Raw genomic sequence first — 25,747 nt, forward strand, 5'->3', positions numbered from 1 at the left:
TTTACCATTTTCTTTTTCTTCTTAAAATTTTTTTTATTAAATCTTTTCTAAAAATAAATATTAGAATAAACCAAATAACTAAATATATTATTGCAAATATAATTAAATTAACCACAATTCCATATTTACTATTAAATTTTATCATGCTCGAAGCCCAATATGAAATCATTGAACTTGCAAATGTCACTCCTAAAATTGCAATATATTTTAGGTTTCTTAATTTTACATATTTTTTGTTTAGCGAAATATACAAAATTATAAAGTTCACCATTGCAGAAAATGAAGTTGCAAAAGTTAAGCCTACATGTCTATATTGCTTGTATAAAAGTGCATCTAAAACTATATTTGTAAATATTGCAGTAAACGATGAAATAACAGGTGTTTTTCTATCTTTATAAACATAATGGCTTCTTGTAAGAAGATGTATTGTTGAGAAAAATAGAAGTCCTAAAGCATAAAATTGTAGTGTTTCTGAAGTAACTTTTACAGCGATTGCATTAAATTTTCCTCTTTCATAAACTAATCTCACTATCTCTTTTGCATATCCAAATAAAATCACACTTGATGGAACAATTAGGAAAGAAAGCATATATAATCCTTGATGAACAACTCGCTTTACCGTTCTGCTGTCATTTTTTACAACAGCTTTTGACAATGTCGGGAAAATCACAACGGCTAGTGAAATTGCAAAAACTCCTATCGGAAGCAAATATAATCTACTTGCATAGTTTAATGCACTTGCTGTTCCTGCTGGAAGTGAAGTTGCAAATCTGTTGTCGACAATTTCATTTATTTGATAGCCAAAAATTCCGACTAATGTTGGAACCATTAAAATAAACATTTCTTTCACATATTCATCTTTTAGGTTTAAAATAAATTTATATTTTTTCATAATTTGAAAAAATTGCGGAAGCATTATCACTAATTGAAAAACTCCAGAAAGTAAATAAGCCACACCAAGCCCGTAAATCCCCATTTTATTTTTTAATAGCAAAGTTCCAACTATGATTGTCAAGTTAAATACAATTCCCATCGATGCTGAAACTGCGAATTTTTTGTAATTATTTAGTAATGACGACACAACTCCAGATAGTGCAATGAATAAAAAGTAAAAAGCTACGATTTTTAATAAGTTATTTGCTGCATCAAATCTTTTTGGGTCGTTAAAACCTGTTGTCACCTTTAAAATTTGTTTGGAAAAGAATATCATAATTACAGAAAGTGTCGATGTAAATGCAACTATTAAATTCAAAAGCGAAAATACAAAGTCATCTGTTCTCTCTTTTCCCTCTTCTTCTATTCCACGATTATAAATCGGAATAAATACCGTTCCAAGCGAACCTTCTCCAAATAATGTCGTAAAAAAGTTTGGAATTTTTGTAGCACTGACATAAGCGTCTGTCATTCCTGTCGCTCCAAAGACACTTCCAATAATCATTTCCCTTATGAGTCCTAAAATTCGGCTTAACATATTTATTATCATTACTATGAAACTAGATTTAAACATTAAAGTTAATTTCCTTTCTCCTTAATTTTTTTTGTTTCTATTTTATTTTATGGATTTAATAAAAAAAATATTTTCTTCTACAATTATATCAATTTCCCCATTTTTAAACATATCTAAAATACAAAGAAATAAAGTTACTATTCTAGATTTAGAAAACTTATTTTTTAATAGATGATTAAATTCAACTTTTCGATCTTCCTTTATAATTTCAGAAATTTCATTATGAGCTTCTTCTGTTGAATAATTATCATCTTCTAAGTTTAGAATCATCCTTTCTCCTAAATTATCTTTTTTCATCATTTTTGAATTAATTAAATTATTTAAACTTTTGAATAAATTATCTAAATTTAGGCTTGAAATATCATATTCAATTATTTCATTCCCTATACTTTCCGTTCCTGTTCTTGTATGTGGAACATTATACTCATTTTCATATTTTGAGAACAACTCAGAAATCTCCTTAAATAATTGATATTCTATTATTTTTTTTTCTAGGTTTTCAATTTTTTCAATTTTTTTATCTCTATTTAATATTGAATAAGCCTTAATCTCAATTAAATCAGTTGCCATTATTAAGAATTCAACTTTTATTTTTAAATTTAATCCCTTTTGTGTGTGAATATAACTTAAATAATCGTCTATAATTTGTGAAATATTTATTGAATTTATATCCATCTTCTTTTTTTCAATTAAATGAATAAGTAAATCAAGAGGCCCTTCAAAATTTTCAATTTTTATTTGTATTATATTTTCCATATTCTACCTATTTTCTTTTTGACATTTATCTTTATCTAAAATCTTATTTTTCCAATAATATACATCTTTTCCAATTTGTTCTTTTAATTCCTCTACTGATCCAAATTTTTTTTCACGTCGAATATTTTCTAAAACCTCAATCAAGATAATTTTACCATAAATATCTTCATTAAAATCAAAAATATTAGCTTCAACACTAAGTACTCCAACATCAACTGTAGGATTTTTCCCAATATTCATTACCCCATTATAAATTATGTCATTATCCTGAATATGAATTTTTACTCCATAAACTCCAAATTCTGGATAAATCTTATTTTCAAATTTTAAATTTGCTGTAGGAAAACCAATAACCCTTCCAAGTTGCTTTCCATAGACAACTTCTCCAAGAATAATGAAATTATGCCCGAGAAGTTCTCTAACTTTATCAAAATCTCCTTTTTTAATGAGGTTCCTAACTCTTGTGCTACTTATAACTTCCCCGTCTTCATCCAGTACAGCATCTTGAATATTTAATTTTATATTTTTCTTCTTTAACAATTTTTTAAGTATGTTAACATTTCCAGATTTATCTTTTCCAAAAGTGAAGTTAAAACCACAATAAACTTCATTTGCATTTAAAGTATCTATAAGTACTTTTTCTACAAATTCTTTAGGTGAATAATTTTTAACTTTTTCAAACTGTTCTAAATAAAGATAATCAATTTTACTTTTACTTAATAAGTAGGCCTTTTCAGAACAAGTCGTTATTTTAGTCTGCTTATTTTTTGGATATTCACTAAAAGTATAAACAATTGTTTTTAAATTTTTTTCTTTTGCTTGTTTTACAGCCTTCTCTAAAATTATCTGATGCCCTTTATGAACGCCATCAAAATTTCCTAAAATAACAGTATTTTTACTTTTTTTTATTTCTTCAATATTTTTATGATAATCAGGAATCCCTGTATTAATACAATATTCAATAATCTCCTTTATTTCTGCTAAATTTTTTGTAATAAATTTTATCATCAATTTTCATTCCTTTTTTATACTAAACTCCATTTAAACAATGAATATGTTATAAATCTTTTTACCTGCCTGATAATATTTATTTTCAGATAATTAAGATAAATTTTCACTTTTTAAACAGATAATAATATTATTATTTTCTCTCTCTTTAAAAATTAAGTTTATGCTTATTAGATTTTATCACAATTTCAATTTAATGTATAGTAAAAAAAGAAAAATGCTAAAAGTTAATAATATAAATAAAAAAAATAGTCATAAACTTAATAAAAATCTATGACTATAATTTAATTTTAATTTTTTTGTTTTATAGTTCTTTGCTATTTTTTTTTTCAGCAGTTTCTACTTTTGGTTTTTCTTCAACTTTCTTATTTTCTTTTTTACCTTTACCATCTTCCTCTTTTATAAGAGCAATTTTTATTTTTTTTCTTCCTTCAAACAATCCGCCCTCTTGAATTACAAACACAGCTGATGTTATTGTAGCATAGACTTTACCTGTATTTCCAATTTCAACTTTATCTGCTATAATTTCTCCTGAAACTTCTCCATCTACAACCACAGTTTCAGCGGTAATATTTCCTTTTACTTGCCCAGTTTTTCCAACATGAATGAGTTTATTTCCTTTAATATCACCATTTAGCACACCTTCCATATTAAATACAGAATTTGTTTCAATAGTCCCTGTTATTGTTGTTTCCATTGAAATTGTACTAATTCCATTTGTATTTTCATCATTATTTGCTGAAAATTGTCTGTTTAATCCTTCGTTTTCTCTTTTTTCCTTTGATTTTTTTTCACTAGAAAATAATGCCATTGTTCTTTCCTTCTTCCTTCTTTTATTAATTAATTAAAGTCAAATATATATCATAGTATACTACATTTGATTTGTTTTTTCAAATGTTTTTTAATCTTTTTTATTAAAATTTACTCTTACAGTTTTATTTATTTTAGATTTTTTTCTTTATTTAATTTTTTATCAACAAAGGTACAATCTTAACTTGTTTTTTTCTAGCAAATAATTTTTTTACTTTTTGAAGAATCGACTATAACTACCCAAATTAAAATTTTCAATATTATCCATAAATTCATCAAAACTATTTGCAACTTTTGCTAATTCAAATGAGAAAAGTACCATATCATCTGCAAAATAAACACCTTTATCAATTTTATTAAGAAAAAATAAATTTGAGAATGCTCCATTATCATCATAATCGTTATCTAAGTACAGATCATTCCAAACACAAACATAATTTTGTAAAAAATGTCTCTCATATTGAACATTTAATAAATTTTCCAAACTAACAAGTTTATATAATAAAATCTTTTTGTGAAATAAACTTTCAGATTTCTTTTTTAACTTTTTCATTTTTTCCCAAGTTGTCCCAGCATACTCCTTGATAATCTCTCGATATTCTTTAACTTCTTCCAATGAAAATCTTTTCAAAACTTTAGAAATCTCCAGTTTTAATTCATTCATAAAATCTATAACTTTTTTATCCCCTTTATCAATTTTTTCATTAAATATTTCTATATATATTTTATCAAATATCTCTTTAAATTTTTTTATTTTTTCAAAATCAATAAAATTATCAAAACTTTTTTCTGAATCTTTTAAATGAATAATTCCAAACAAAGTTAAAAAAATTTTTTCAAAAAAACTGTATTCTCCATCATAAAGAAAATCATCAGAAAAATCCATACTCAAAAATGAAATTTTTACATTGTCTTTAAACAAAATAACTTCATATTCTCGCAAGAGTTTTTCATATTTAGTTGGAAACATTTCAAAAAATTTAGAATTAAAATAATCACTCTCACATTCTCGTTTTCTACTATTCTCAAAATCAACAATATTGTAAATACTACTTCTCATTAAGTTTCTTACCTTAAATATTCAATTATACTTCAAAAATTTCTTTCATACATTTTGAAATATTTTCAATAATATGACTTGCATTCACAATATACTGTTGCTCTACCAACTTATCAGCTATTTTACCATGCAAATATGCCCCTATACAAGCAGATTCCGCTAACCCATATTTTTGTCCCGCCAATGAACAGATTATACCAGTCAAGCAATCTCCCATTCCTCCGTTTGCCATACGGGAATTTCCTGTACTATTCACAAAAAGAGTTTTCCTATCTGTAATAACTGTATTTTTCCCCTTTAAAAGTAAAGTTATTTCATATTTTTGAGCAAAATCTTTCGCTATTTCAAGTTTATTTTTATTAATTTCTTCTGGAGAAAATCCTGATAATCTTGAAAATTCAACTAAATGTGGGGTTAATACACTTCTATTTTTTATTTTTTCAAAAAGTCCTTTATTTTCAGATAATAAATTCAAAGCATCAGCATCTAGCACAAGTTTTATCAAATTTCCTTTATTATTTCTCTCAATGCTGATTAGTTTTTCAAATATTTTCAATGCCTTCTGACTTTTCCCAATTCCAGGCCCAATAGCGATCACATCACTATTTAGGATTTCATTTTCCAGTTTTTCAAAATTTTTTTCTATGTTTTCAAAATTTATCGGAAAACTCATAGCTTCAGGAACAAATACGTTAAGTGAAAAATTATTTTTATCAGTAATTACAGTTGTAAGCCCAGCTCCACTTCTTACACACGATTTTGCCACGATATTCCCTGCACCATAGAATCCACTACTTCCAGCAAAAATTAATACTTTCCCAAAATCTCCCTTATGAGAATTTTCATCTCTTTTTATATGAAAACCTTTTATTATTTCAGATGTTAAGTAATATTCACTGACAATATGATCAATATTATTTTTATTTAATCCAATATTTTCAATAATCACTGTTCCTAAATATTCTTTTATATCTGATTTTAAAAAGCCTTTTTTATATGTGACAAAAGAAATGGTAACATCAGCTTTAACAGATACTCCCATTATTTCTCCAGTATCGCCATTAATTCCAGATGGAATATCAATTGCATAAACTTTTTTATTTTTAGAATATTCATTTATCTTCAAAATAATATCTTTATAAGTGCCTTTTATTTCTGAATTTAACCCTGTTCCAAAAATCCCTTCAATAACAATGTCACATTCTAAAAGCAGCTTATCCAATTCTTCCAACTTATAAAAAATTTCAATTCCTGAATTTTTACAAATTTCATAATTTACAAAACAGTCATTGCTCATATTTTCATCACTAATACAAAAAATCTTAACATTCTTATCTTTTGAAAATAATTGTCGTGCGATTGCATATCCATCGCCTCCATTATTTCCCTTTCCACAAATAATAAGAAAATTATCTTCATTCTTGCTAATATGCTTTGTAAATGAAATCGCTGCATTTTCCATAAGCATAATACTCGGTATTCTCAATTCATTAATCGCATAACTGTCAATTTTTCTTGTAGTTTCGTTTCCACCTAATAACATTTTCATCACCCCATTATGTCCTGTTATTTTTTAAATATCAAAATCCTGAAACTTTCCATCTTTTAATATTTTAACACTTTTAAATCCAATTTTTCGTATAATTTCCAAACTCTCATCAAAATAAAAATCAATGTTTTGAACTTCATGTGCATCTGAAGAAATGGTAACTGGAATATTTTTAGCTAAAATTCTTTCAAGTATAAAAGAACTTGGATAAGGTGTCTGAGTCCATCCACGTGACATTCCTCCTGTGTTAATTTCAACAATTGCTCCAGATTTAGCAATTTCATCCAATACATATTCGACTTTATTTTTATACCAATCAGCACTTTCATCAAAATATTTAAAATCTTTATTAAATTTTTTTACCAAATCCAAATGCCCAATAATATCAGGCTTTTGAGTGTGCACCATTTTTACGATATTATCAAAATATGCTTCAATAAATGCCTTTTTATCTTCATTTGCATAATTTTTTATTCCGTACTCTAAAATTTCAGGCGTATTATCAACACAGTAATACTCATCCTTTTCTTTATCCTTTATATAATGAACCGATCCGATTCTAAAATCAAGTCCTAAATTTTTATCAAGTTTTGAATTAAATCCCGAATAAAAATCAGCCTCAATACCAACATAAACTTGAATTCTATCTTTATATTTCTCTTTCAAATTTTTTAATTCTTTCAAATATTCTAATGTTCCTTTTTCAGACATACAATATTCCGTATCAAATTTTGTGAAAGAATGCCCTGAAAGACCAACACTTGTAAATCCTTTTTCTATTGCTGTTAAAATATAGTCTTCAGCATTGTTTTTTCCATCGCAGTAAAATGTGTGAGCATGAAGATTTGATGGGAAAATTATTATTTTAGTTTTCATTTTTATCAGCTCCTTGTATTGTGATATAATGTTTTTTTACTTTTCACCACCCATTTTTTCCTGTTTCACCTTATGATCAACAACATGTCTTTTAGCCAGTTCATCTTTCACATCTTGAATAGTAAGCCCTTGCTCAATCATTAAAACCAAAGTGTGATAATATAAATCTGCAATTTCATATCTCAATTCATCATTATCATTATTTTTAGCCCCAATTATAACTTCCGTACATTCTTCTCCAACTTTTTTTAAAATTTTATCAAGCCCTTTTTCAAACAAATAAGTCGTATAAGATTTTTCATTTGGATTAACTTTTCTATCTTTTATCAATTCATAAAGTTTTTCAGGCGTAAAACTGCTATAATCTTCTGCTTCAAACAATGAATTAAAAAAGCAACTTTCAGCACCAGTATGACAAGCAGGCCCATCTTTTTTTACTTCCACAAGCAAAGCATCCGCATCACAATCATATTTTACTGAAACAACATGCTGATAATTCCCTGAAGTTTCCCCTTTTAGCCAAAGTTCTTGTCTACTTCTGCTAAAAAAACAAGTTTTCTTATCTCTTAAAGTTATTTCAAGACTTTCTTTATTCATATACGCAAGTGTCAATACTTCTTTTGTATAATAATCCTGTATTATCACAGGAACAAGTCCTTTTTCATCAAATTTTATTTGCTCTATATTCATTTTTACCTCTTTTCTAAAATTATTTATTTTAATATTTTAATATTTCTCTCAATAAGTAAATATACTTTAATAAATCTTCCATTTCAAAAACAGAAACTTCATAAATCATTTCTCTTCCTTTTACATATAAATCACACTTCGTAAAATTTCTTCTTTTATTTCATCTTTATATTTCTGAACTTTTGGATTTTTAAATTTATACTCAAACATACTTTCATCAACTAAATCCACTTTTTTCATAATAATTTCTTCTTAGTTCATTTTCAAAATTTTTCTCATTAAATGTCAAATTCTCATCTCAACGCCATTACTCTTCAAATACTTTTTCAACTTCATAATTTCCACTTCTTTAAAATGAAAAATCGAAGCTGCAAGTCCTGCATCAATTCCTGGAATTTTAAATAACTCTCTAAAATGCTCCATATTTCCAGCTCCACCTGATGCAACTATTGGGATTGATAATTTTTGTGATAAAATTTCAAGTAATTCCAAGTCAAATCCATTTTTAACTCCATCTGTGTCGATACTATTTACAACAACTTCTCCAGCACCATTTTCCTGACCATTTACAAACCACTCTATCGCATCAATCCCAGTACTTTCTCTTCCACCTTTTGCAAAAACTTTAAATTTTCCATCAACTCGTTTTACATCGACTGACAAAACTACACATTGATCTCCATATTTTTTTGCAGCTTCTTCAATTAATTTTGGATTTCTTATTGCCCCAGAATTTACGCTCACCTTATCAGCTCCAGCTTTTAAAACTCTATCAAAATCATCCAGCGTATTTATTCCACCGCCAACAGTAAGCGGAATAAATATTTGACTCGCCACTTCTTTCAAAATATCTGTAAACAAGCCTCTTTCCTCAACCGAAGCCGTAATATCATAAAAAACAAGCTCATCAGCCCCAGATTTATTGTAAAATTTAGCAAGCTCAACTGGACTGTCAACTTCTTTTATCCCAGTAAAGTTCACACCTTTCACTACTTTCCCATTTCTCACATCAAGACACGGAATTATTCTTTTTGCAAGCATTCTTATACCTACTTTCTTTGTTAAATTTATTTATTTAGCCTATTATAAATTTTTATACACAACTAAAAAATATTATTTACTAATTTCTAAAACTTCCTTCAAATCAAGATTTCCTGAATAAATCGCCTTTCCCACAATTGCTCCATAAATATGATTTTTGTTAAGTTCTTTAATCTCATCTAAAAATGTAATTCCGCCTGAAGCAATAATATCTGAATTAACTACTTTCGACAATTTTTTATAAATTTCAAGATTTGTCCCGCTTAACATTCCATCTTTTGAAATATCAGTATAAATTATTGTTTTCACACCTATATCCGATAATTTTTTGCAAAATTCAACCGAGTTCAATTCTACAGTTTCAGTCCATCCTTTAACCGCAACTTTCTCATCTTTCGCATCTACAGAAACTGCAATTTTATCGCCATATTTTTTTACCATTTCCTTCAAAAATTCTTCATTTTCAACGGCAATCGTTCCTAAAATAACACGGTTTACTCCCAATTCAATATATTTTTTTATTCTTTCTTCATCACGAATTCCACCACCAACTTGAACAAAAAAATCACTTTTTTCAACCAATTCTTTTATAACTTCATAATTTTTTGTATTCCCATCTTTAGCTCCATCCAAATCCACAATATGAAGATTTTTTGAATTATTTTTATTAAAAAAGTCCAAAACTTCAACAGGATTCTTAAAAAATACTTCCACTTGGTTATAATCCCCTTGTTTTAATCTAACCGCCTGTCCGTTATGTAAATCTATCGCTGGAAAAATTTCTATCATAGTTATTTTCTCCTTTTATTTTTAAAATTTTTTATCATTTATTAAAATTTGAAATTTTTAACAATAATATTTAAGATAAAAATTCTTTTATTGAATTTTTATGTTGTTACTTTTACAATGATTATTCATTTTTAAAATATCAATCAAACATATTTATTTTTTTTAAATTTTCTTCAAACAATTTTTTATTATTATAGAAATCATTTTTATTTGCCCTTGCCAACTCTGATTTTATAAACCAATTCTGATACTTACTATAATCTAATATTTCTTTATCAGGCTTATTTTTTCCTTCAAAATTTTTATAATAAAAATCAATTGCATCCTGTGTACGATTCTCATTTAAATAGAAACTTATTGCAAACCATCCCATTGTTAATTTATACGCCCAAGCCTGTTCATCAGAAATATGTGATTCTTCCGTTTTTTTCTTATCATCACACATTTTCATAATAGAATTTAAGCTTGCAAGTGCTGTTTTTTCATCTATTTGCATAACATTCCAAATTGCATCCTCTCCTATTGTATATGTTACAGCAATTCTAGTAATCAAATAATCTGGATATTTTTCTTTAAGTATTTCATAATTTTTATTGTAAGAATCAAAATCTCCCTTATTGGAATAATACATATTTGAAAAAAACAATTTTGACACTTCATAAGGATTATATTTTTCATATCGTTTTAAATTATTTAATTTTTCTGCATCACTTTTTCCAAGTGCGTTATAAATATTTATCAAGTTTTCTGACAGAACAAAATTCTTTTCGTTCTTTTTCAACAATTCTTCAATCTTTAATGCCAATTTTTTTACTTTTTCTCTGTCAGGTTCACTCACTACATTAGGCATTTCCTTATCCAATTCTATTGTTTTTAGTATTATTTCTTGAGAAACTCCTAATTTTGATAAATCCTGACTTATCATCTCGCTTCGACTTTTCGCATTCAAATTCACTATTGCAAAAATACTCATCAATAATATTATCTTCTTCATAAATACCTCTTTCGCAATTAATCAAAATCAACCAAAAAATGAATAAATTAAGTAAAATAATTACAATTTCACCTTTACTTTACTAATTCACCCCAATTTTTCAATAATTTCAATCCAGTATCTCCAGATTTTTCAGGATGAAACTGCATTCCATAAACATTTTTATTTTTCACAATTCCAGGAATTTTTGTTCCGTATTCTGAATATGCAACAATATTTTTCATATCAGTTTTTGCAAAATATGAATGAACATAATACACGTATTCTTCATTTTCAACATTCACATTTTTCAAAATTTTATCATTTCTAAATTCATCATTTATTTTCAAGTTGTTCCATCCCATATGAGGTATTTTCAAATCAGAATTTTCTGGAATATGTTTTTTTATTTCCTCAACAGTTCCATTTATAAGCCCAAGTCCTTCAAATTCACCGTATTCGTAACTTTTTTCAAAAAGCATTTGCATTCCAAGGCAAATTCCTAAAAATGGCTTTCCATTCTTCGCTTCATTTATCAAAATATCTTTTAACCCATATTTCTCAAGATTAGAAATAGCATCCCTAAAGGCCCCCACTCCTGGCAAAATTATTCCTTTCGCATTTTTAATCTCTTCAACATCATTAGTCAGTTTTGTATCAAGTCCAACGTAATTTAATGAAGATAGCAAAGAGAAAAGATTACCCACTCCATAATCAATAACTGCAATCATATTTAAAAATCCTTTCTTTTTCTTTACATTTTTACTTTATTTTTTGATAAATTTATATAATTTTTTTTACTTGTTTTTGATTCGTTATTTCTTTCAAATTTTCAGTAACTTTATGAAATTTATTAAATCTTTTTACTTTTTTTACTTACTTAAATTATATCAAAAAAAATATATTGTTGCAATTAAGAAAAAATTTTCCATAAATAAAAAGGCCCCACTTTTTTATGAGACCTTTTTTGCTTTGCTCCCCTGCCAAGGAACACAATTTTACATTATTTTTTATATATTGTCAACCATTCAAAAAAATTTTTTAGTTTTTCACAACTTTATATTTCACTTTAACTCTTTTTCCAAAAAATGCCATTCCAATATGTACAATTTCTTTTACTCCACATTCCTTTAATAAAACAGGATATTTTTTATTTTCAATTTGACTCAATGCTTCCTCTGCTCTTTCTTCAAGCTCTTCTTCAGTTTTAGCCACTTTAAATTCAAATATATATCCAACATCTCTTTTATTTATCGGATTTAAAGCTAAATCATTTCTTCCATATCCAGTTTCATTATTTGATAAAACTGTGTACTCATTATCAAGATACAACATCATTCCTAAAATAAAAGTATGATACGGTTTTTCTGTTTTAGAAGTATCATGATAACTCATTGACACTAAAAATATTTCATTTAAAAGTTTTTCAAATCTGTCAAATTCAAAGTTTTTAAACGCTTTGATCATTTCTCTAAATCTGCTAAAACCTCCTAAATTTTGGACAAACATATCTTTAAAAAATGTTTTAACTTCATAATTTGGTAATTTCAAAGCATATTCATTCATAGCAATTTTTTCTTCAACAGTCAAATACCCTCCAAAAAGTAATAACTGCCAAACTTCTTGTGGATCTTTCAATCTATCCATATTCGACGAAGCCATTACCATTTGCTCTGTTGTCCCGTTATTGAATAAATCTTTTAATTCATCAAATAAATCTTTATCAGCATTGTCTATTGCTGCATGGATAAGTCTGTTATCTGATGTATTTATCCAGTAAACATCTATTTCTTTTTCATCGAGATAGTTAATTATACTCCACGGATTATAAATTTGAATATTCCCAAACTTATAGCCATTATACCATTTTCTCACTTTTTCAATATTTTGCTCTAATCCATAATATTCCAAAGCATTTTTCACTTCTGTTTCAATCAATCCAAAACTTTTCGCATATTTATTATTCAAAACTGTATAAGTTTTCAAATTATTCAATCCAGAAAAAATCCCTTCCTTTGCTACCCTAAGTATTCCAGTCACAACAGCAAACTGTAAATATTCATTATCTTTCAATGTATTTGAATAAAAACTTTTAAAAAATCTTCGTGACTTTTCATAATATCCTTCGTTCCAAGCACTTGTCATTGGAGTGTCATACTCATCTATTAAAATTATGACTTTTTTACCGTAATATTCATATAGATATCTTGATAAATTCTTTAATGAATTTTCCCAATCTGCATTATACTTATCTTTAACAATATTAAAAAAATCTTCCAAATCAAATTCATCCAATTTCTCTTTAATATATTGAAATTGTTTATACAATGATTTTACAAGATTCTTAGTATTAAAAAAACTATTCTCCCAATTTTCTGCCTCGGCATTTCTCAGGCTTATAAGAATCACAGGATTTTGTCCTTGATTTTCCATATACTCACTTTTTGAAATATACAAATTATCAAATAATTTTCTATTTTCCTCTGCATTTTTCACATCAAAAAAATATTTTAACATCGACAAATTTAGAGTTTTACCAAATCTTCTGGGCCTTGTAAAAAGTTTAACTTTTGATAAGTCTTCCAGCAAATCTTCTATGAACTTTGTTTTATCGACATAATATCCGTTTTCTTGTATAATCTCCTTAAAATCAGAATTTCCAATTGCTAGTCCTTTTTTCTTTTTTTTCATAATTAATCCCTACTTTCCCTTTACTTACTTAAATTATATCAAAAAAAAATTGACATTACAATGAAAATCACTTTTCACTTTTCTTTTTCTTAAAAAAATCCAGAATTGTTTTCTTATGTTCCAATTCCTTCGGTAAAGGTACTCCTATCCAATCATGAAACTCTTTTATCTTAATTTCAATAATATCCGAAGAATTATTGTCATTTTTACATTTTTGCGATAATGCATTCAAATATTTTGTTGACGGAAGAATTTTTGTACCAAATCTGTTGCTTTGTCCTTCTTCGCTATCTAAACTTTTTAATTTGAATAAATATACACCTTTTTCTTTTTGTACTTTAAAATCTTGATGATTATATTCGTATAATTTTCTCCATAAAGACTGATTATTTTCTACAGTGTCATCATATCTAGTTTCAGGAAACCAAGCAGGCATTTCGATTTGAGCAATTTCAAAATATTCCTTAAAAATTTCACGAGACCAATAAAGGAAATCTATCAATCCTGTAGAAGAATGTAGGGAATAATTTTTCCAGCTTAAATTGTCATCTGCCAACTTTTCTGCAAATCGAATAACAAAATCTTGAAAAAGAGTATCATTAATAATTTCAAACACTTCTGTATACGCTTTTACAGATTTTTTCTTAAGTTCTGTGTCAAAAACTTTATCATTTTTCACATAGTATGATCTTCTTTGTGCCCGTTGTGGCAACGAATATTCCAAAGCATTTGTTGTTCCAATAAAACAAGGCGTAAAATCGAAATTTGAAGTAGAAAGATTTGAAACATTTACAATCAGGTTGTTTCCTCTATCTTTGTTTGAAAAAAATTCTTCGTCAATTTCATCAATTAAAATTGGAGCTACATTATTTTCATTCATCCATAGTTGAATTTGTGTTATCGTGTCTGCTTTTTTTGTTCTTCCAGTCGGAATAATGTTATTGTACAAAATAGGCTTTGATTTAGAAAGGCCCAGCATTTTTTGTAAAATCTGCAATAAGTTACTTTTTCCTGAACCAGCAGTTCCTCCAATAAATAAAAATTGCGGAACATCTAATTTTTCCGAATCAGATTCCAGTTTAAACCTAATATCCTGAAGAAAAGGCGAGGTAAATGCATATAAAATAATCTCAACGATTCTTGAACCATAATTATCGTTATAGTCAATTACATACTTTCTATAGTTCTCAATCAATTTTACAATACTTTCAATAGAACTTTTTATTTCTTCCTTTTTGCCCAAACGGTTTCGTGTTTCCATTTTCTTCAATATATAATCCCGAACGTCCAAATCCACGATCAGTATCTTTTGAAAATAACAATTCTCTTTCAGGAGTCGCTTGATTTAATTTTGGAGCAATTTTAATTTCCAATTTAGGTTTTATCTTTTTCGCAAATGTTTCCGGCATCACAACCATACTCTCTTTCTTTTTAGCCTGTCGTGAAATAGTATTAATTGACAATTCATAAGCAAATTTTTCAACTTCAAGCTCCTCTTTTTTCTCGTTCTCAATTATTTTCTGTTTCTCATCAATCGTTTTAATTTCCTCAATTATTGGTAAAGCAACACTGTCTTCTTCCTTAACAATCACCTCATTAAATTCTTTAACAATATCTTTCGAAATATCTATTTGCAATTTGGAATTTTCATCTTGTGTAAATCTCACAGAAAATTTCTCTTCCTGTTTTTCATCATTATTTTCATCTAAAACTTTAATTTTACTTTTCGCCTTTTTCCTTATAGCTTTCGTAATAAAATCAGTACAAGTTAAAGTAATTTCGTTAAAATATTCTTCAAACTGGTTAAATAATGGGGAATTATCAAAAATGACAATATTTTCAAATTGGTTCCTTTTATTTGAAAAAGCCTGAAATGAAAGATTAGCTGATCCAAAAATCAATCTCGTCTCCGTATCATTTTTCAAAAGATAAAATTTACTATGAATTGTTGAACTTATTGGCACTCTCAATTTCCACTTTTCTTCCACAATATTTTCTTGATTCTCCCTTGAAAGATTCTAAAAAAAACGGATTTGTTTCTTTTTAATAATCGCCTTTTGACTCTCAATCAAATTCTTGGTTTCATTTTCCAAAGCCTTCCGCCCTCTAACTTGGACATCTATATCTTTTATCCCAATAACTAAATCAACACTTTTAAATGGCGTCAGATATTTATTCAAAAAACTTTCATCAGCTGAAAATGTGACAGCCTTTATCTCATAAAACCTGTTACTATCGAAAATCTCTTCAATCTCTAAATCAACTCTTTCACCATTTAAAATAGTAAAAAGCGTATTTTTAACTTTTATAGCTTCAGTTTTTTCAATATTTTCATTTTCAAATAAAGTTAAAGTTTCAGATTCTAATTCTTTTTCCATTTTATCTCCTTTCTATTTATGTAATTAGTATTCGTAAAATTAATTTTCTTTCCCTCTCTTCAATTTTTTCAAATACTCCTTCTTCTCCAACGAAATTCTCAAACTTTCTCGAGCCTTCTGTATCGTCTTATTATGCACCCAAACATCCAATCTGTTATCTTCTAAATAAATCACCGCATAATCCCACTGTTTTGCAAGTGCCGTCGCAAAAAACCAAGCAACTACCATTTTCACATAATATTCTTCAGAATAAATATTCGCTACCATTTCCAAATATTCCTTTTTAAAGTCTTCATCCAAAAAATGCGTCATCAACATTTCTACACCAAACCTGCAAGTATAAGTTTTATCCGATTGAGACCATTCCTTTATTTTTTCAATCAGTTCTTTTTTATGCTTTTTAAAAATCTTCGGAGAAATCGTATCACAAACCGCCCAATTATCAACAAATGGCAAAAAATTATCAAGCAATTTAATACATTTCTCAAAATCTTTGCTCTCTGAAATAATTGCTCCATGCAACAAATTCTCATCGTAATATTTATGTGGCAACTTCTTCAAAAAATCTTCATATTCATTATTTTTTACCAATTTTTTAGCCAATTTTCTTATTTCAGGAATTCTCACTCCAATAATTGTATTCTCTGATACATTTGGCGTTAATTTACTTAAAAATTTCATATATTCTTTATCTTGAAGTGAAAATAATTCTTTTTGTATTTCCATTTAAATCTCATCCCTTTAAAATTTTTATTTAGTATCAAATACCTCCTTTCCTAAATTATCAAAAACTTCATTAATATTGGCGTTTTTCAATTCTAATTGCCATTTTCCATTAACTTTATTTACTTTAACATCTATATTTTCTTCTTCATAACTAGACTTCTTAACGAATTCTTTTATATCATCTTCTAAATATTTATAGAATGCATCGAGTTTATTTTTATCAATTTTTCTTAAATCATTGGATTCTTCTTCAGAAATTTCAGATTTTCTAATACTGTTATCAAAAAATTTACCAAAATTAAAGGTAGAATCTATATTTTTTGTTTTAATCAAAATTTTAACTTTTGCATCATTTTCTCCAGAAAAAGAAATTGATTTTATGTCAGTTTCAAAAATATCTTTTGTTATTAGGGTATTATTAATAATATTAGATATATTTCTCATAAATTCTTTAAATGATTGTCTCTGATTTTGAGGAACTTCTTTCATTGATTCATTGATTAAATTATCCATATATTTTTTGTTAAACTCTCTTACTTTTACTAATATTTTTTTCTGAAACGCATCATTAACTTTTTCGAAAAGATCTCTATTGACAATATTTTCAATTTCTTTACTTTCTTGATCAATTTCACTCTGCGAAAATTTAACTCCATTTTTTACATTAATCTTATAGTTTCCTTGTGCCATTCCCAATGTTCCTAAAATAAATAATCCTAATAATATCTTTTTCATTTTTTCTCTTCCCTCTTCTTTCTATCTATTTATTTTTTGATTTTTTTAATGACTTTAATTATAATAGTATAATTTATTTTTTTCAAGATTTTTAACCATTCAAATTAATCAGATTCTATTTTATATTTTATTTATAAAGAAATAAAAAAAGTTGAGTGCCACGCATGACACTCAAAAAAATATTTTGACTAGATAAAAAAATTATTTTGAGCTGTTAATAAATTTGATTAAACTAATACCCCTTTAGTGGATGGAATCTCATCTTTATATTTTTCATCAATACTCACAGCCTCCGCCAAGGCTCTGGCAACTCCCTTAAAAATCGACTCAATTATATGATGTGAATTCGTTCCAGCTATATTTTTTATATGCAGTGTCGCATTCAAATGCCGTGTAAAGCCAATGAAAAACTCTTCCACTAATTCTGTATCAAAAGTCCCAACTTTCTCAGTCGGAATATTCACATCAAAATTCAAAAAATATCTCCCGCTTAAATCAACAGCAACTAACGTCAGGGCCTCATCCATCGGCAAAAGAAAGTTCCCATACCTTCTTACCCCCTTCAAATCTCCCAAAGCTTCATAAAAACATTTTCCCAATGCAATACCAATATCCTCCGCACTATGGTGATCATCCACCTGCGTATCCCCATCACAATAAATCTTCAAATCAAATCTCCCATGCTTCGCAAACAAGTCAAGCATATGATCCAAAAACCCAACCCCTGTATTATTTTCATATTTCCCAGTTCCATCAATATTCAATTCAACTTTTATTTTTGTTTCAAATGTATTTCTTTCAATTTTAGATTTTCTCATAACTTTATCCTTTCATTGCAAATTTATTTATAAATAGTATAATCTATTTTTTTATCTTTTTCAAGATTAAATCAAAAACAAGAAATTTGTTTTGACATATTAAAAATTGTGGTATAATTTAGTGGATAATTTAACATATTCTAAAATATAGGAGGTGAAAAGATGCTTTACGATGAAGCTAAAAATGTACTTTATGCTTCAGAAAGAGCTGAATTTTTTATAAGAAAATTAGGTTTTGATTTTGATAAAATTGATAAAAATGAAATAATTTTTCTTCTAAATAAAGAATTTGAAAGAGCAATTACAGAAAGAGAAAGTAAATTTTATGATAGTTCCGAATGTCTACGTGTATTGTGTGGATATTTGTATTGTCTAGGGGATATTTCTGATGTTCCGTTACTAGAAAAAGTAAAATATGGTATTGATATGGATGTTGGAACTATGATTGATAGCGAATGGATTGATAGTTTAAAAAATAATGGTATAGAAATGGAAGAGTACGATATTCAATCAAAACAAGAAATTATAGAAGGTTTTGTAGATTATTACAAGTTTTTTTATACTTTATAAAGTATTAAAATTATAGATTTTAGCAAAGAAGATTTATTTATTTAATAACAAAAACTTAGCAAGGGGCATTGAATTTCCCCTTGTCAAAATAAAAACCACTAATAAGTCATTGATATAAATCTTCAAATCAAAATTTTTTCCTTTGAAAAATAATTTCTTCCAATTTCTCAATAAAAATCCCCATTTCCTCATCCGTCCCAATCGTAACCCTCAAATAATTATTAATTCTATCTTTTGCAAAATATCTTGCTAAAACTCCATTTTCTTTTAATTGTTTGTACAAATCACCTGCATAGACATCTTTATGTGAAATAAAAATAAAATTAGCACTTGAATTTAATACTTTAAATCCTAATTTTTTCAATTTTTCAACCGTTTTTTCTCTAGTTTGAATAATTTTAGCATTAGTTTTTTCAAAATACTCGTCATCCTTAAACGACTCGATTCCAGCTTCAATTGAAATTCTGTCGATTGTATATGAGTTAAATGAAAATTTTAATCTATTCAACCCTTCAATTATATTTTCAGAGCCAAGTGCATATCCAAGCCGTATTCCCGCCATAGAACGTGACTTGGAAAATGTCTGAACTACAAGAACATTATCGTATTTATTTATTAATTTTACAGCACTTTCTGCTCCAAAGTCAACATACGCCTCGTCAACGATAACTAGCTGGTTTGGATTATTTTTTACTATTTCTTCAATTTCATCCAATTTTAAAGCAATCGAAGTTGGTGCATTCGGATTTGCGATAATTATATGTCCATCCAAGCCAAAATATTTTTGAATTTCAATTTCAAAACTATCATTTAAAGGAATTTTGACTTCCTTCAAATTAAATAAATCGGCATAAACTGGATAAAAACTGTATGTAATATCTGGATAATACACTTTATCTCTCGCATTAAAAAATGTCATAAAAATAAATGCCAGAACTTCATCCGATCCATTTCCAATAAACACTTGCTTGCGTGTAATTTTATCATTTATTTTATTAGAAAAATATTCAGCAATAACTTTTCCAAGCTCCATTACATCTGGATCTGGATACAATTTCAAATCTTCCAAATTCATAGATTTTATTTTTTCTATAACTTTTGCTGATGGCGGATAAGGATTTTCATTTGTATTAAGTTTAATATATTTTTTGTCTTTTGGTTGTTCACCTGGTGTATAAGGCTCTATTTCCTTTATTTTATTATTCCAAAATTTCCCCATTAATTTCTCCTTCCATTTTTTAGTTATCAATATCGTTAAAACCACTAGTCATTTCATTCATAAAAGTATTGAAATCATGCTCTAATTTCCATTTTCCATTAATTTTTTTTACTTCTATTTCTGAATAATTTTCATCATAATCAAAATTGTTTAACTTTTCTTTAATTTCTTCATCAAGATATTTATAAAATTTATCAAATTTTATTTTATTAATTTTTTCTATATTTTCAAGTTCTTTGTATGAAATATTAGCTTTTTCAATTGCTTCATCAATAATTTTATCAGTATCAATATTATCTATATCTTTAAATTTCGATACTATTTTAACTTTTGCTTTATTTTTTTCTGAAAATGAAATTTCATTAACAAAAATTTTTAAATTATCAATTTCACCTAAAAAATTTTTTCCCATAACTTCATGTATTTTATTAAAATACTCTTTTGCAGCCTGTTTTTGTTTTTTAGGAACATTTTCCATCAATTGATTTATTCATATATTCACGATAAAGTCCTTTTATAGTTTTTTTACCTTCTGTATTATATCTTTCAATTATTTCTTTATTTACAAGATTCTCAATTTCTTTACTATCCCTATCAACTTCACTTTGTGAAATTTTAACTCCACTTTTCACATAAACCTCATAATTACTTTGTGCCATCCCCAATGTTCCTAAAATAAATAATCCTAGTAGTATTTTTTTCATTAATTCCTCCAATTATTCTGTTATTAATTTTTTGTTCTAATTATCTCGATTTTGTAAAAAATCTAAAATATTTATATGCTTTATTCCATCTTCGCTTAAATTTATTTCATCCATCGAAATTATAAACTTCTGAAAATTATCCTTTACTTTCTTTAATGGCGTTATCTCTCTCTTGAATGTATTTTCATCAAGTATCGTTGCTGACACTTGATAATATTCTCTTTCATTATTTCGTTCTGCTATAAAATCTATTTCCAAATCTCCAATTTTACCAATATACACAGTATATCCACGTCTAATCAATTCCAAATAAACTATATTTTCCAAAATATGCCCAATATCGCTATGCTTTTTATTTATAAGCAATTTTCTTAGTCCTATGTCAACTATATAATATTTCTCCAACGACTTTAAATGTTGCTTTCCTTTTATATCATAACGTCCAGCTTTGTACAAAATAAACGATGATTTAAGGGCTTCTATATAATTTTCAACGGTAGAAGATGTAGTTTTTCTGCCATAGGAAACAAGTGTATCTGCTATTTTTTTGGGTGAGACGATATTTCCGATGTTTTCAAATAGAAATTTTACTACAGATTCGAGTAACGTAATATCCTGTACTTTATTTCTTGCAACTATATCTTTTAACAAAACTGTGTTGTATATTCCCATTAAATAGTCTTTTCTTATATCGTCATCTTTTATTTGTATTGCATAAGGAAATCCACCATTTTCAAAATATTTATTCCAAGTCTGTCTCACGTCCTGTGTTTCATCCAATTCAAGATATTCAGAAAAAGATAGAGGCAATATGGATATTTCAATATATCTGCCTGAAAGCAGTGTTGCTAATTCGCCAGATAGCATCATCGCATTGGAGCCTGTTATATAAATATCTGTGTTATCCTTTATAAATAAAGAATCCACTGCCCTTTGAAAATTTTCAACTTCCTGAATTTCATCAATAAATATATAATTTTTTTTATTAGGCACAAGTCTTTCGTTTATATATTGATACAATAATTTATAATCTTTTAAATCTTCAAACTTTAAATCCTCAAAATTTATGGAAATTATCTGTTTTTCCAAGATACCAGATTCTATTAAAGAATTTTTAAATTGAGATAGCAATGTAGATTTCCCGCATCGCCTAACGCCTGTGATAACCTTTATTATCTGCATATCTTTTATTTTTTTTAACTTTTCCAAGTATTTAGTTCTTTTAACCATAAAATCACCTCATACAAAGTATATCAAAAAAAAGAAATATAATCAATTTTTTATTCTCAAATTAAAAAACTTCCCAATTTAACAAACTTTTTCTTTTTCAAAATAAAAACTTCTAGAAATTAAATACTTTTTATTTTAAAAATGAAAAATTTTAATATTTTGAAAAAGCCTGAAAACTAGAAATTTATAATTTTCAATCTTCCCAAAAAATTATTAAAAATCTGTTTTCAGACAAATTATATTTTTTATTTATCAAATCTTTTAGAAACTGAACGAGCATGTGCTGTAAGCCCTTCATTTTCAGCAAATTTAATTACTTTATCCTTAACTTCTTCAAGTCCTTGTTTTGAATAATAAATAAATGAAGATTTTTTAACAAAGTCATCTACCGACAATGGAGAAGAGAATTTGGCAGTTCCGCTTGTTGGTAATGTGTGATTTGGGCCTGCTAAATAATCTCCAAGTGGTTCAGGTGTATTATGTCCCATAAAGATTGAACCTGCGTTTTTTATTTTTGGCAATAATTCAAAAGGATTATCCACTGCCAGTTCTAAATGTTCTGGTGCTACAAAATTACTTACAAAAACTGCTTCATCCATATTTTCTACAACAATAATTCTACCTTGAGTTTCAATTGAAGTTCTAGCAATTTCTTCTCTAGGTAGTTCCTTTAGTTGTTTTTCTACTTCTACTGCTACTTCATCTGCTAATCTTTGTGATGTTGTAACTAATATACAAGCTGCCAATTTATCATGCTCTGCTTGCGATAACAAATCTGCCGCTGTATGAACTGAATCTGCACTTTCATCAGCAATAATTAGTACTTCACTTGGTCCAGCAATCATATCAATCGAAACTTTTCCATAAACCATTTTCTTAGCCATTGCAACATAAATATTTCCTGGTCCACCAATTTTATAAACTTTTGGAACAGTTTCTGTACCGTAACTAAGAGCAGCTATTGATTGAGCTCCACCTACTTTAAAGATTCTATCAACTCCAGAAATTTTCGCAGCAACCAAAAGAGATGGCAAAATCGTTCCATCTTTAGTTGGAGGTGTCACCATTACAATTTCTTTACATCCAGCAATTTTTGCCGGAACTGCATTCATCAAAACAGTCGATGGATAAGCAGCTGTTCCCCCGGGAACATAAAGTCCAACTTTTTCAATTGGATTAACTACTTGCCCTAAAATTACGCCATTTTCCTGTCTTATTAAAAAATCATTTCTAACTTGCTTTTCGTGAAATTTTTTAATATTGTCATGAGAATATTGAATAACTTCCATCAAATCCTTATCAATCGTATCAAAAGCCTTTTGAATTTCTTCTTCTGTAACTTCTAAATTTTCCAGTTTCACTCCATCAAATTTTTCAGTATATTCAATCAAAGCCTTGTCTCCTCTAGCCTTAACATCTTTTAAGATGCTTTCCACAGTTTCATTTACATCAACATAAGAAAACTGACTTCTAGCAAGCTCCTTCTCCAAATCAACATCTTTTGAATATTTTATAGTTTTAATCATAACAGATCACTCCATTTCATTTTTTATTTTAAAAATATAAATTTTTTAAATTGTACAATCTATAGTAAACAAAAAATAATACTAACTATTTTTATAAAATTTCTTTTATACTTTTAACAATTTTCTCTATTTCTTCATTTTTAAATCTATAGCTCGACTTATTAGCAATAAATCTAGCACTTATATCTTCAATAGTTTTCAATACTTTCAAATTATTTTCCTTTAAAGTCGTTCCAGTTTCAACAATATCCATAATCACATCAGAAAGTCCCAAAATTGGTGCTATTTCGATAGAACCATTTAGTTTTATAAGTTCCACATCTCTATTAATTGAATCAAAATATCTTTTTGAAACATTTAAATATTTTGTCGCTACTACCAATGGTCTATCAAAATTTTCCTTAAAATTCACAGGTCCCGCAATCGCAAATTTACATTTACCAAATCCCAAATCCATTAGCTCATAAATATCAGGATTTTCCTCAAGCAGAACATCTCTTCCCACAACTCCAATATCTGCACTTCCTTTTTCCACATAAACCCCAACATCTGACGGTTTTACCAAAAGAAACCTAACATTTTTTTCTCGATTTTCAAAAATCAGTTTCCTATTATCTTCCTTTATTTCTGAACTTTCATAACCTATTTTTTCAAACAAATCATATACTTTATTTCCTAATCTTCCTTTAGGAAGAGCAATATTTATCATAAAAGCTCCTTTCATTCCCTATATTAATTTTTAAAATGATTTCTGTATAATTTATTTTTTAATTAAGTTCCCGTTTTTAAATAAATATTTTTCATTATAATTAAAAATTTCACTATCATTTTCTTTAAAATTCTCAATATTTTCAGTTCTCACTCGAAGTCCTTTTTCCTGAAAATCATTTACAAACTTTACCAATTTTTCAAAATCGCTATTATCATAAGCAATCAATATTTCAAAATCATTTTTATCTTCATCTTTATAATAACCCTTCAAACTATCAGTCAAAATCGCAAATCCAATTGCCCCTGTGTCAACTCCAAATTTTTCAAATAATTTGTCATACCTTCCGCCAGTCAAAATTACGTTTGGAAATCCTTCAATATATCCTTGTAAAATAATTCCATTATAATAATTTAAATTTTTTACGATGGAAAAATCAAATACAATTTTCGATTTTTTATGAAATTTAAACAGTAAATTATTTAATTGTTTAAGTTCAAGCAAAATTTTCTTTATATCATCATTTACTTCATATTTCAAAAGTTCTTTTTCAATATCATCTAAATTTCCAGATAATTCAGGAATTTTATAAATCAATTGTTTTACATTTTCAGAAATAAATTTATTATTTTCCAATATCTTTTTTATATCATGACTATTTTTCTTATTTATACAATCAAAAATTTCTTCTTTCACTTCATATTCCAAATTAAGATTATCAAAAATCGAAGAAATAAATCGAGCATGTGACAAAGTAATCATACTTTTTTCATTTATAATATCTAAACTCTTTATTGCAAGATCCACAATTTCAAAATCCAAAAATGTAGATTCTTTCCCAATCAGCTCAATTCCCAGCTGCTCATTTTCATCATATCCCACATATTTTGTCAAATTATATGTATTTTCTTGATAATAAATTTTACTATATTTCAAAGACTGATCCTTAGAAATTTTCTTAGCGACTGACAATGTAATATCGGGCCTTAAAGCTAACAACTTCCCATTCGGACTCATCACAGTCAAAACGTTTCTATCAATAAAATCCTTGTTTTCATTATACAAATCATATTCCTCAAAACTAGGAAGTGAAATCCTTTTATACCCATACGAATCATACATCTTACGTATATTCAACAATATTAAGTCTTTCTTGCTCAAATTTTTTATATAATTTTTCACAATTTACCTCACTTTCCACATGCATTATTTTATTATTTTATCTTGTTATATAATTATCTTACCATATAATCACAAAAAAAGGAAGTTTTTATGCTCCCTTTTCTCCCTTTTTAACAAATTTAGTACAATATTTCTTTAAAAAACATAATTTTTTATTTTTAGATTAATTATAAAATAAATTCGCTTGATAACTTAATTTT

At 27.1% G+C, this 25,747-nt stretch carries 27 protein-coding genes; 1 reads left to right on the top strand and 26 read right to left on the bottom strand.

Going from position 1 to position 25,747, the window contains the following annotated elements:
* Position 1: 1 nt before the first annotated feature.
* The 19 genes from murJ to hisB form a co-directional block, all read right to left on the bottom strand.
* On the bottom strand, positions 2 to 1,507 hold the full coding sequence (gene murJ, locus FVE73_RS05170; protein ID WP_026238994.1) for a murein biosynthesis integral membrane protein MurJ: 1,506 nt from the start codon (positions 1,505 to 1,507) through the stop codon (positions 2 to 4).
* A gap of 42 nt (positions 1,508 to 1,549) precedes the next feature.
* On the bottom strand, positions 1,550 to 2,263 hold the full coding sequence (locus tag FVE73_RS05175; protein ID WP_018497990.1) for a segregation and condensation protein A: 714 nt from the start codon (positions 2,261 to 2,263) through the stop codon (positions 1,550 to 1,552).
* A gap of 3 nt (positions 2,264 to 2,266) precedes the next feature.
* Positions 2,267 to 3,271 carry a bifunctional riboflavin kinase/FAD synthetase gene (locus FVE73_RS05180; protein WP_018497991.1) on the bottom strand — a complete coding sequence of 335 codons (1,005 nt, stop codon included), beginning with the start codon at positions 3,269 to 3,271 and terminating at the stop codon, positions 2,267 to 2,269.
* Positions 3,272 to 3,575: 304 nt separating this feature from the next.
* The gene (locus tag FVE73_RS05185) at positions 3,576 to 4,082 is read right to left on the bottom strand and encodes a polymer-forming cytoskeletal protein (protein ID WP_018497992.1); all 507 of its coding nucleotides are present in this window, start codon (positions 4,080 to 4,082) and stop codon (positions 3,576 to 3,578) included.
* Between the two features lie 210 nt (positions 4,083 to 4,292).
* Entirely contained in the window at positions 4,293 to 5,141 is an 849-nt protein-coding gene (locus tag FVE73_RS05190) for a hypothetical protein (RefSeq protein ID WP_018497993.1), read from the bottom strand.
* 25 nt (positions 5,142 to 5,166) lie between these two features.
* A complete protein-coding gene (locus FVE73_RS05195) occupies positions 5,167 to 6,690 on the bottom strand; it encodes an NAD(P)H-hydrate dehydratase (RefSeq protein WP_232058539.1) in 1,524 nt (507 codons plus the stop codon).
* 24 nt (positions 6,691 to 6,714) lie between these two features.
* A complete protein-coding gene (hisJ, locus tag FVE73_RS05200) occupies positions 6,715 to 7,566 on the bottom strand; it encodes a histidinol-phosphatase HisJ (RefSeq protein ID WP_018497995.1) in 852 nt (283 codons plus the stop codon).
* Positions 7,567 to 7,602: 36 nt separating this feature from the next.
* Positions 7,603 to 8,256, bottom strand: coding sequence for a bifunctional phosphoribosyl-AMP cyclohydrolase/phosphoribosyl-ATP diphosphatase HisIE (gene hisIE / locus FVE73_RS05205; RefSeq protein WP_018497996.1), 654 nt, complete (start codon positions 8,254 to 8,256; stop codon positions 7,603 to 7,605).
* A gap of 285 nt (positions 8,257 to 8,541) precedes the next feature.
* Positions 8,542 to 9,297, bottom strand: a complete 756-nt coding sequence (hisF, locus tag FVE73_RS05210; RefSeq protein WP_018497998.1) for an imidazole glycerol phosphate synthase subunit HisF — start codon at positions 9,295 to 9,297, stop codon at positions 8,542 to 8,544.
* Positions 9,298 to 9,369: 72 nt separating this feature from the next.
* Positions 9,370 to 10,086: a 1-(5-phosphoribosyl)-5-[(5-phosphoribosylamino)methylideneamino]imidazole-4-carboxamide isomerase gene (gene hisA / locus FVE73_RS05215; protein ID WP_018497999.1), complete on the bottom strand. Its 717-nt coding sequence runs from the start codon at positions 10,084 to 10,086 to the stop codon at positions 9,370 to 9,372.
* A gap of 139 nt (positions 10,087 to 10,225) precedes the next feature.
* Complete coding sequence (locus FVE73_RS05220; RefSeq protein ID WP_018498000.1) at positions 10,226 to 11,080, bottom strand: hypothetical protein; 855 nt, start codon at positions 11,078 to 11,080, stop codon at positions 10,226 to 10,228.
* A 74-nt stretch (positions 11,081 to 11,154) separates the two neighbouring features.
* Positions 11,155 to 11,790 carry an imidazole glycerol phosphate synthase subunit HisH gene (gene hisH / locus FVE73_RS05225; RefSeq protein ID WP_018498001.1) on the bottom strand — a complete coding sequence of 212 codons (636 nt, stop codon included), beginning with the start codon at positions 11,788 to 11,790 and terminating at the stop codon, positions 11,155 to 11,157.
* A gap of 310 nt (positions 11,791 to 12,100) precedes the next feature.
* Positions 12,101 to 13,750, bottom strand: coding sequence for an AAA family ATPase (locus FVE73_RS05230; protein ID WP_018498002.1), 1,650 nt, complete (start codon positions 13,748 to 13,750; stop codon positions 12,101 to 12,103).
* A gap of 67 nt (positions 13,751 to 13,817) precedes the next feature.
* Entirely contained in the window at positions 13,818 to 15,020 is a 1,203-nt protein-coding gene (locus FVE73_RS05235; RefSeq protein WP_175284483.1) for a DEAD/DEAH box helicase family protein, read from the bottom strand.
* Positions 14,959 to 15,738, bottom strand: a complete 780-nt coding sequence (locus tag FVE73_RS05240) for a phospholipase D family protein (RefSeq protein WP_020572229.1) — start codon at positions 15,736 to 15,738, stop codon at positions 14,959 to 14,961. Before FVE73_RS05240 ends, FVE73_RS05235 begins: the two co-directional genes overlap by 62 nt.
* A 30-nt stretch (positions 15,739 to 15,768) precedes the next feature.
* Entirely contained in the window at positions 15,769 to 16,128 is a 360-nt protein-coding gene (locus FVE73_RS05245; protein WP_018498003.1) for a hypothetical protein, read from the bottom strand.
* 39 nt (positions 16,129 to 16,167) lie between these two features.
* Positions 16,168 to 16,854: a DNA alkylation repair protein gene (locus FVE73_RS05250; RefSeq protein ID WP_018498004.1), complete on the bottom strand. Its 687-nt coding sequence runs from the start codon at positions 16,852 to 16,854 to the stop codon at positions 16,168 to 16,170.
* Positions 16,855 to 16,878: 24 nt separating this feature from the next.
* Positions 16,879 to 17,589, bottom strand: coding sequence for a hypothetical protein (locus FVE73_RS05255; RefSeq protein WP_018498005.1), 711 nt, complete (start codon positions 17,587 to 17,589; stop codon positions 16,879 to 16,881).
* 227 nt (positions 17,590 to 17,816) lie between these two features.
* Positions 17,817 to 18,407 (bottom strand): imidazoleglycerol-phosphate dehydratase HisB, encoded by a 591-nt coding sequence (gene hisB, locus FVE73_RS05260; RefSeq protein WP_018498006.1) that lies wholly within the window; start codon positions 18,405 to 18,407, stop codon positions 17,817 to 17,819.
* A gap of 162 nt (positions 18,408 to 18,569) precedes the next feature.
* On the opposite strand from hisB, the gene FVE73_RS05265 reads away from it, so the two are divergent.
* On the top strand, positions 18,570 to 18,977 hold the full coding sequence (locus tag FVE73_RS05265) for a hypothetical protein (protein ID WP_018498007.1): 408 nt from the start codon (positions 18,570 to 18,572) through the stop codon (positions 18,975 to 18,977).
* A 127-nt stretch (positions 18,978 to 19,104) separates the two neighbouring features.
* On the opposite strand, the gene hisC is transcribed toward FVE73_RS05265, so the two are convergent.
* From hisC to FVE73_RS05300, 7 genes are all read right to left on the bottom strand, one after another.
* Positions 19,105 to 20,196, bottom strand: a complete 1,092-nt coding sequence (hisC, locus tag FVE73_RS05270; protein WP_018498008.1) for a histidinol-phosphate transaminase — start codon at positions 20,194 to 20,196, stop codon at positions 19,105 to 19,107.
* 19 nt (positions 20,197 to 20,215) lie between these two features.
* On the bottom strand, positions 20,216 to 20,677 hold the full coding sequence (locus FVE73_RS05275; protein WP_146997837.1) for a hypothetical protein: 462 nt from the start codon (positions 20,675 to 20,677) through the stop codon (positions 20,216 to 20,218).
* Positions 20,658 to 20,900 carry a hypothetical protein gene (locus FVE73_RS05280; protein ID WP_018498010.1) on the bottom strand — a complete coding sequence of 81 codons (243 nt, stop codon included), beginning with the start codon at positions 20,898 to 20,900 and terminating at the stop codon, positions 20,658 to 20,660. Before FVE73_RS05280 ends, FVE73_RS05275 begins: the two co-directional genes overlap by 20 nt.
* Positions 20,901 to 20,936: 36 nt before the next feature.
* Positions 20,937 to 22,130, bottom strand: coding sequence for an ATP-binding protein (locus FVE73_RS05285; RefSeq protein ID WP_018498011.1), 1,194 nt, complete (start codon positions 22,128 to 22,130; stop codon positions 20,937 to 20,939).
* A gap of 245 nt (positions 22,131 to 22,375) precedes the next feature.
* Entirely contained in the window at positions 22,376 to 23,656 is a 1,281-nt protein-coding gene (gene hisD, locus FVE73_RS05290) for a histidinol dehydrogenase (protein ID WP_018498012.1), read from the bottom strand.
* Positions 23,657 to 23,747: 91 nt separating this feature from the next.
* Positions 23,748 to 24,365 (bottom strand): ATP phosphoribosyltransferase, encoded by a 618-nt coding sequence (gene hisG, locus FVE73_RS05295; RefSeq protein WP_018498013.1) that lies wholly within the window; start codon positions 24,363 to 24,365, stop codon positions 23,748 to 23,750.
* A gap of 51 nt (positions 24,366 to 24,416) precedes the next feature.
* On the bottom strand, positions 24,417 to 25,547 hold the full coding sequence (locus tag FVE73_RS05300; RefSeq protein ID WP_018498014.1) for an ATP phosphoribosyltransferase regulatory subunit: 1,131 nt from the start codon (positions 25,545 to 25,547) through the stop codon (positions 24,417 to 24,419).
* Positions 25,548 to 25,747: the final 200 nt, after the last annotated feature.

This window comes from Leptotrichia wadei (genome assembly GCF_007990545.2).
GTDB lineage: Bacteria > Fusobacteriota > Fusobacteriia > Fusobacteriales > Leptotrichiaceae > Leptotrichia > Leptotrichia wadei.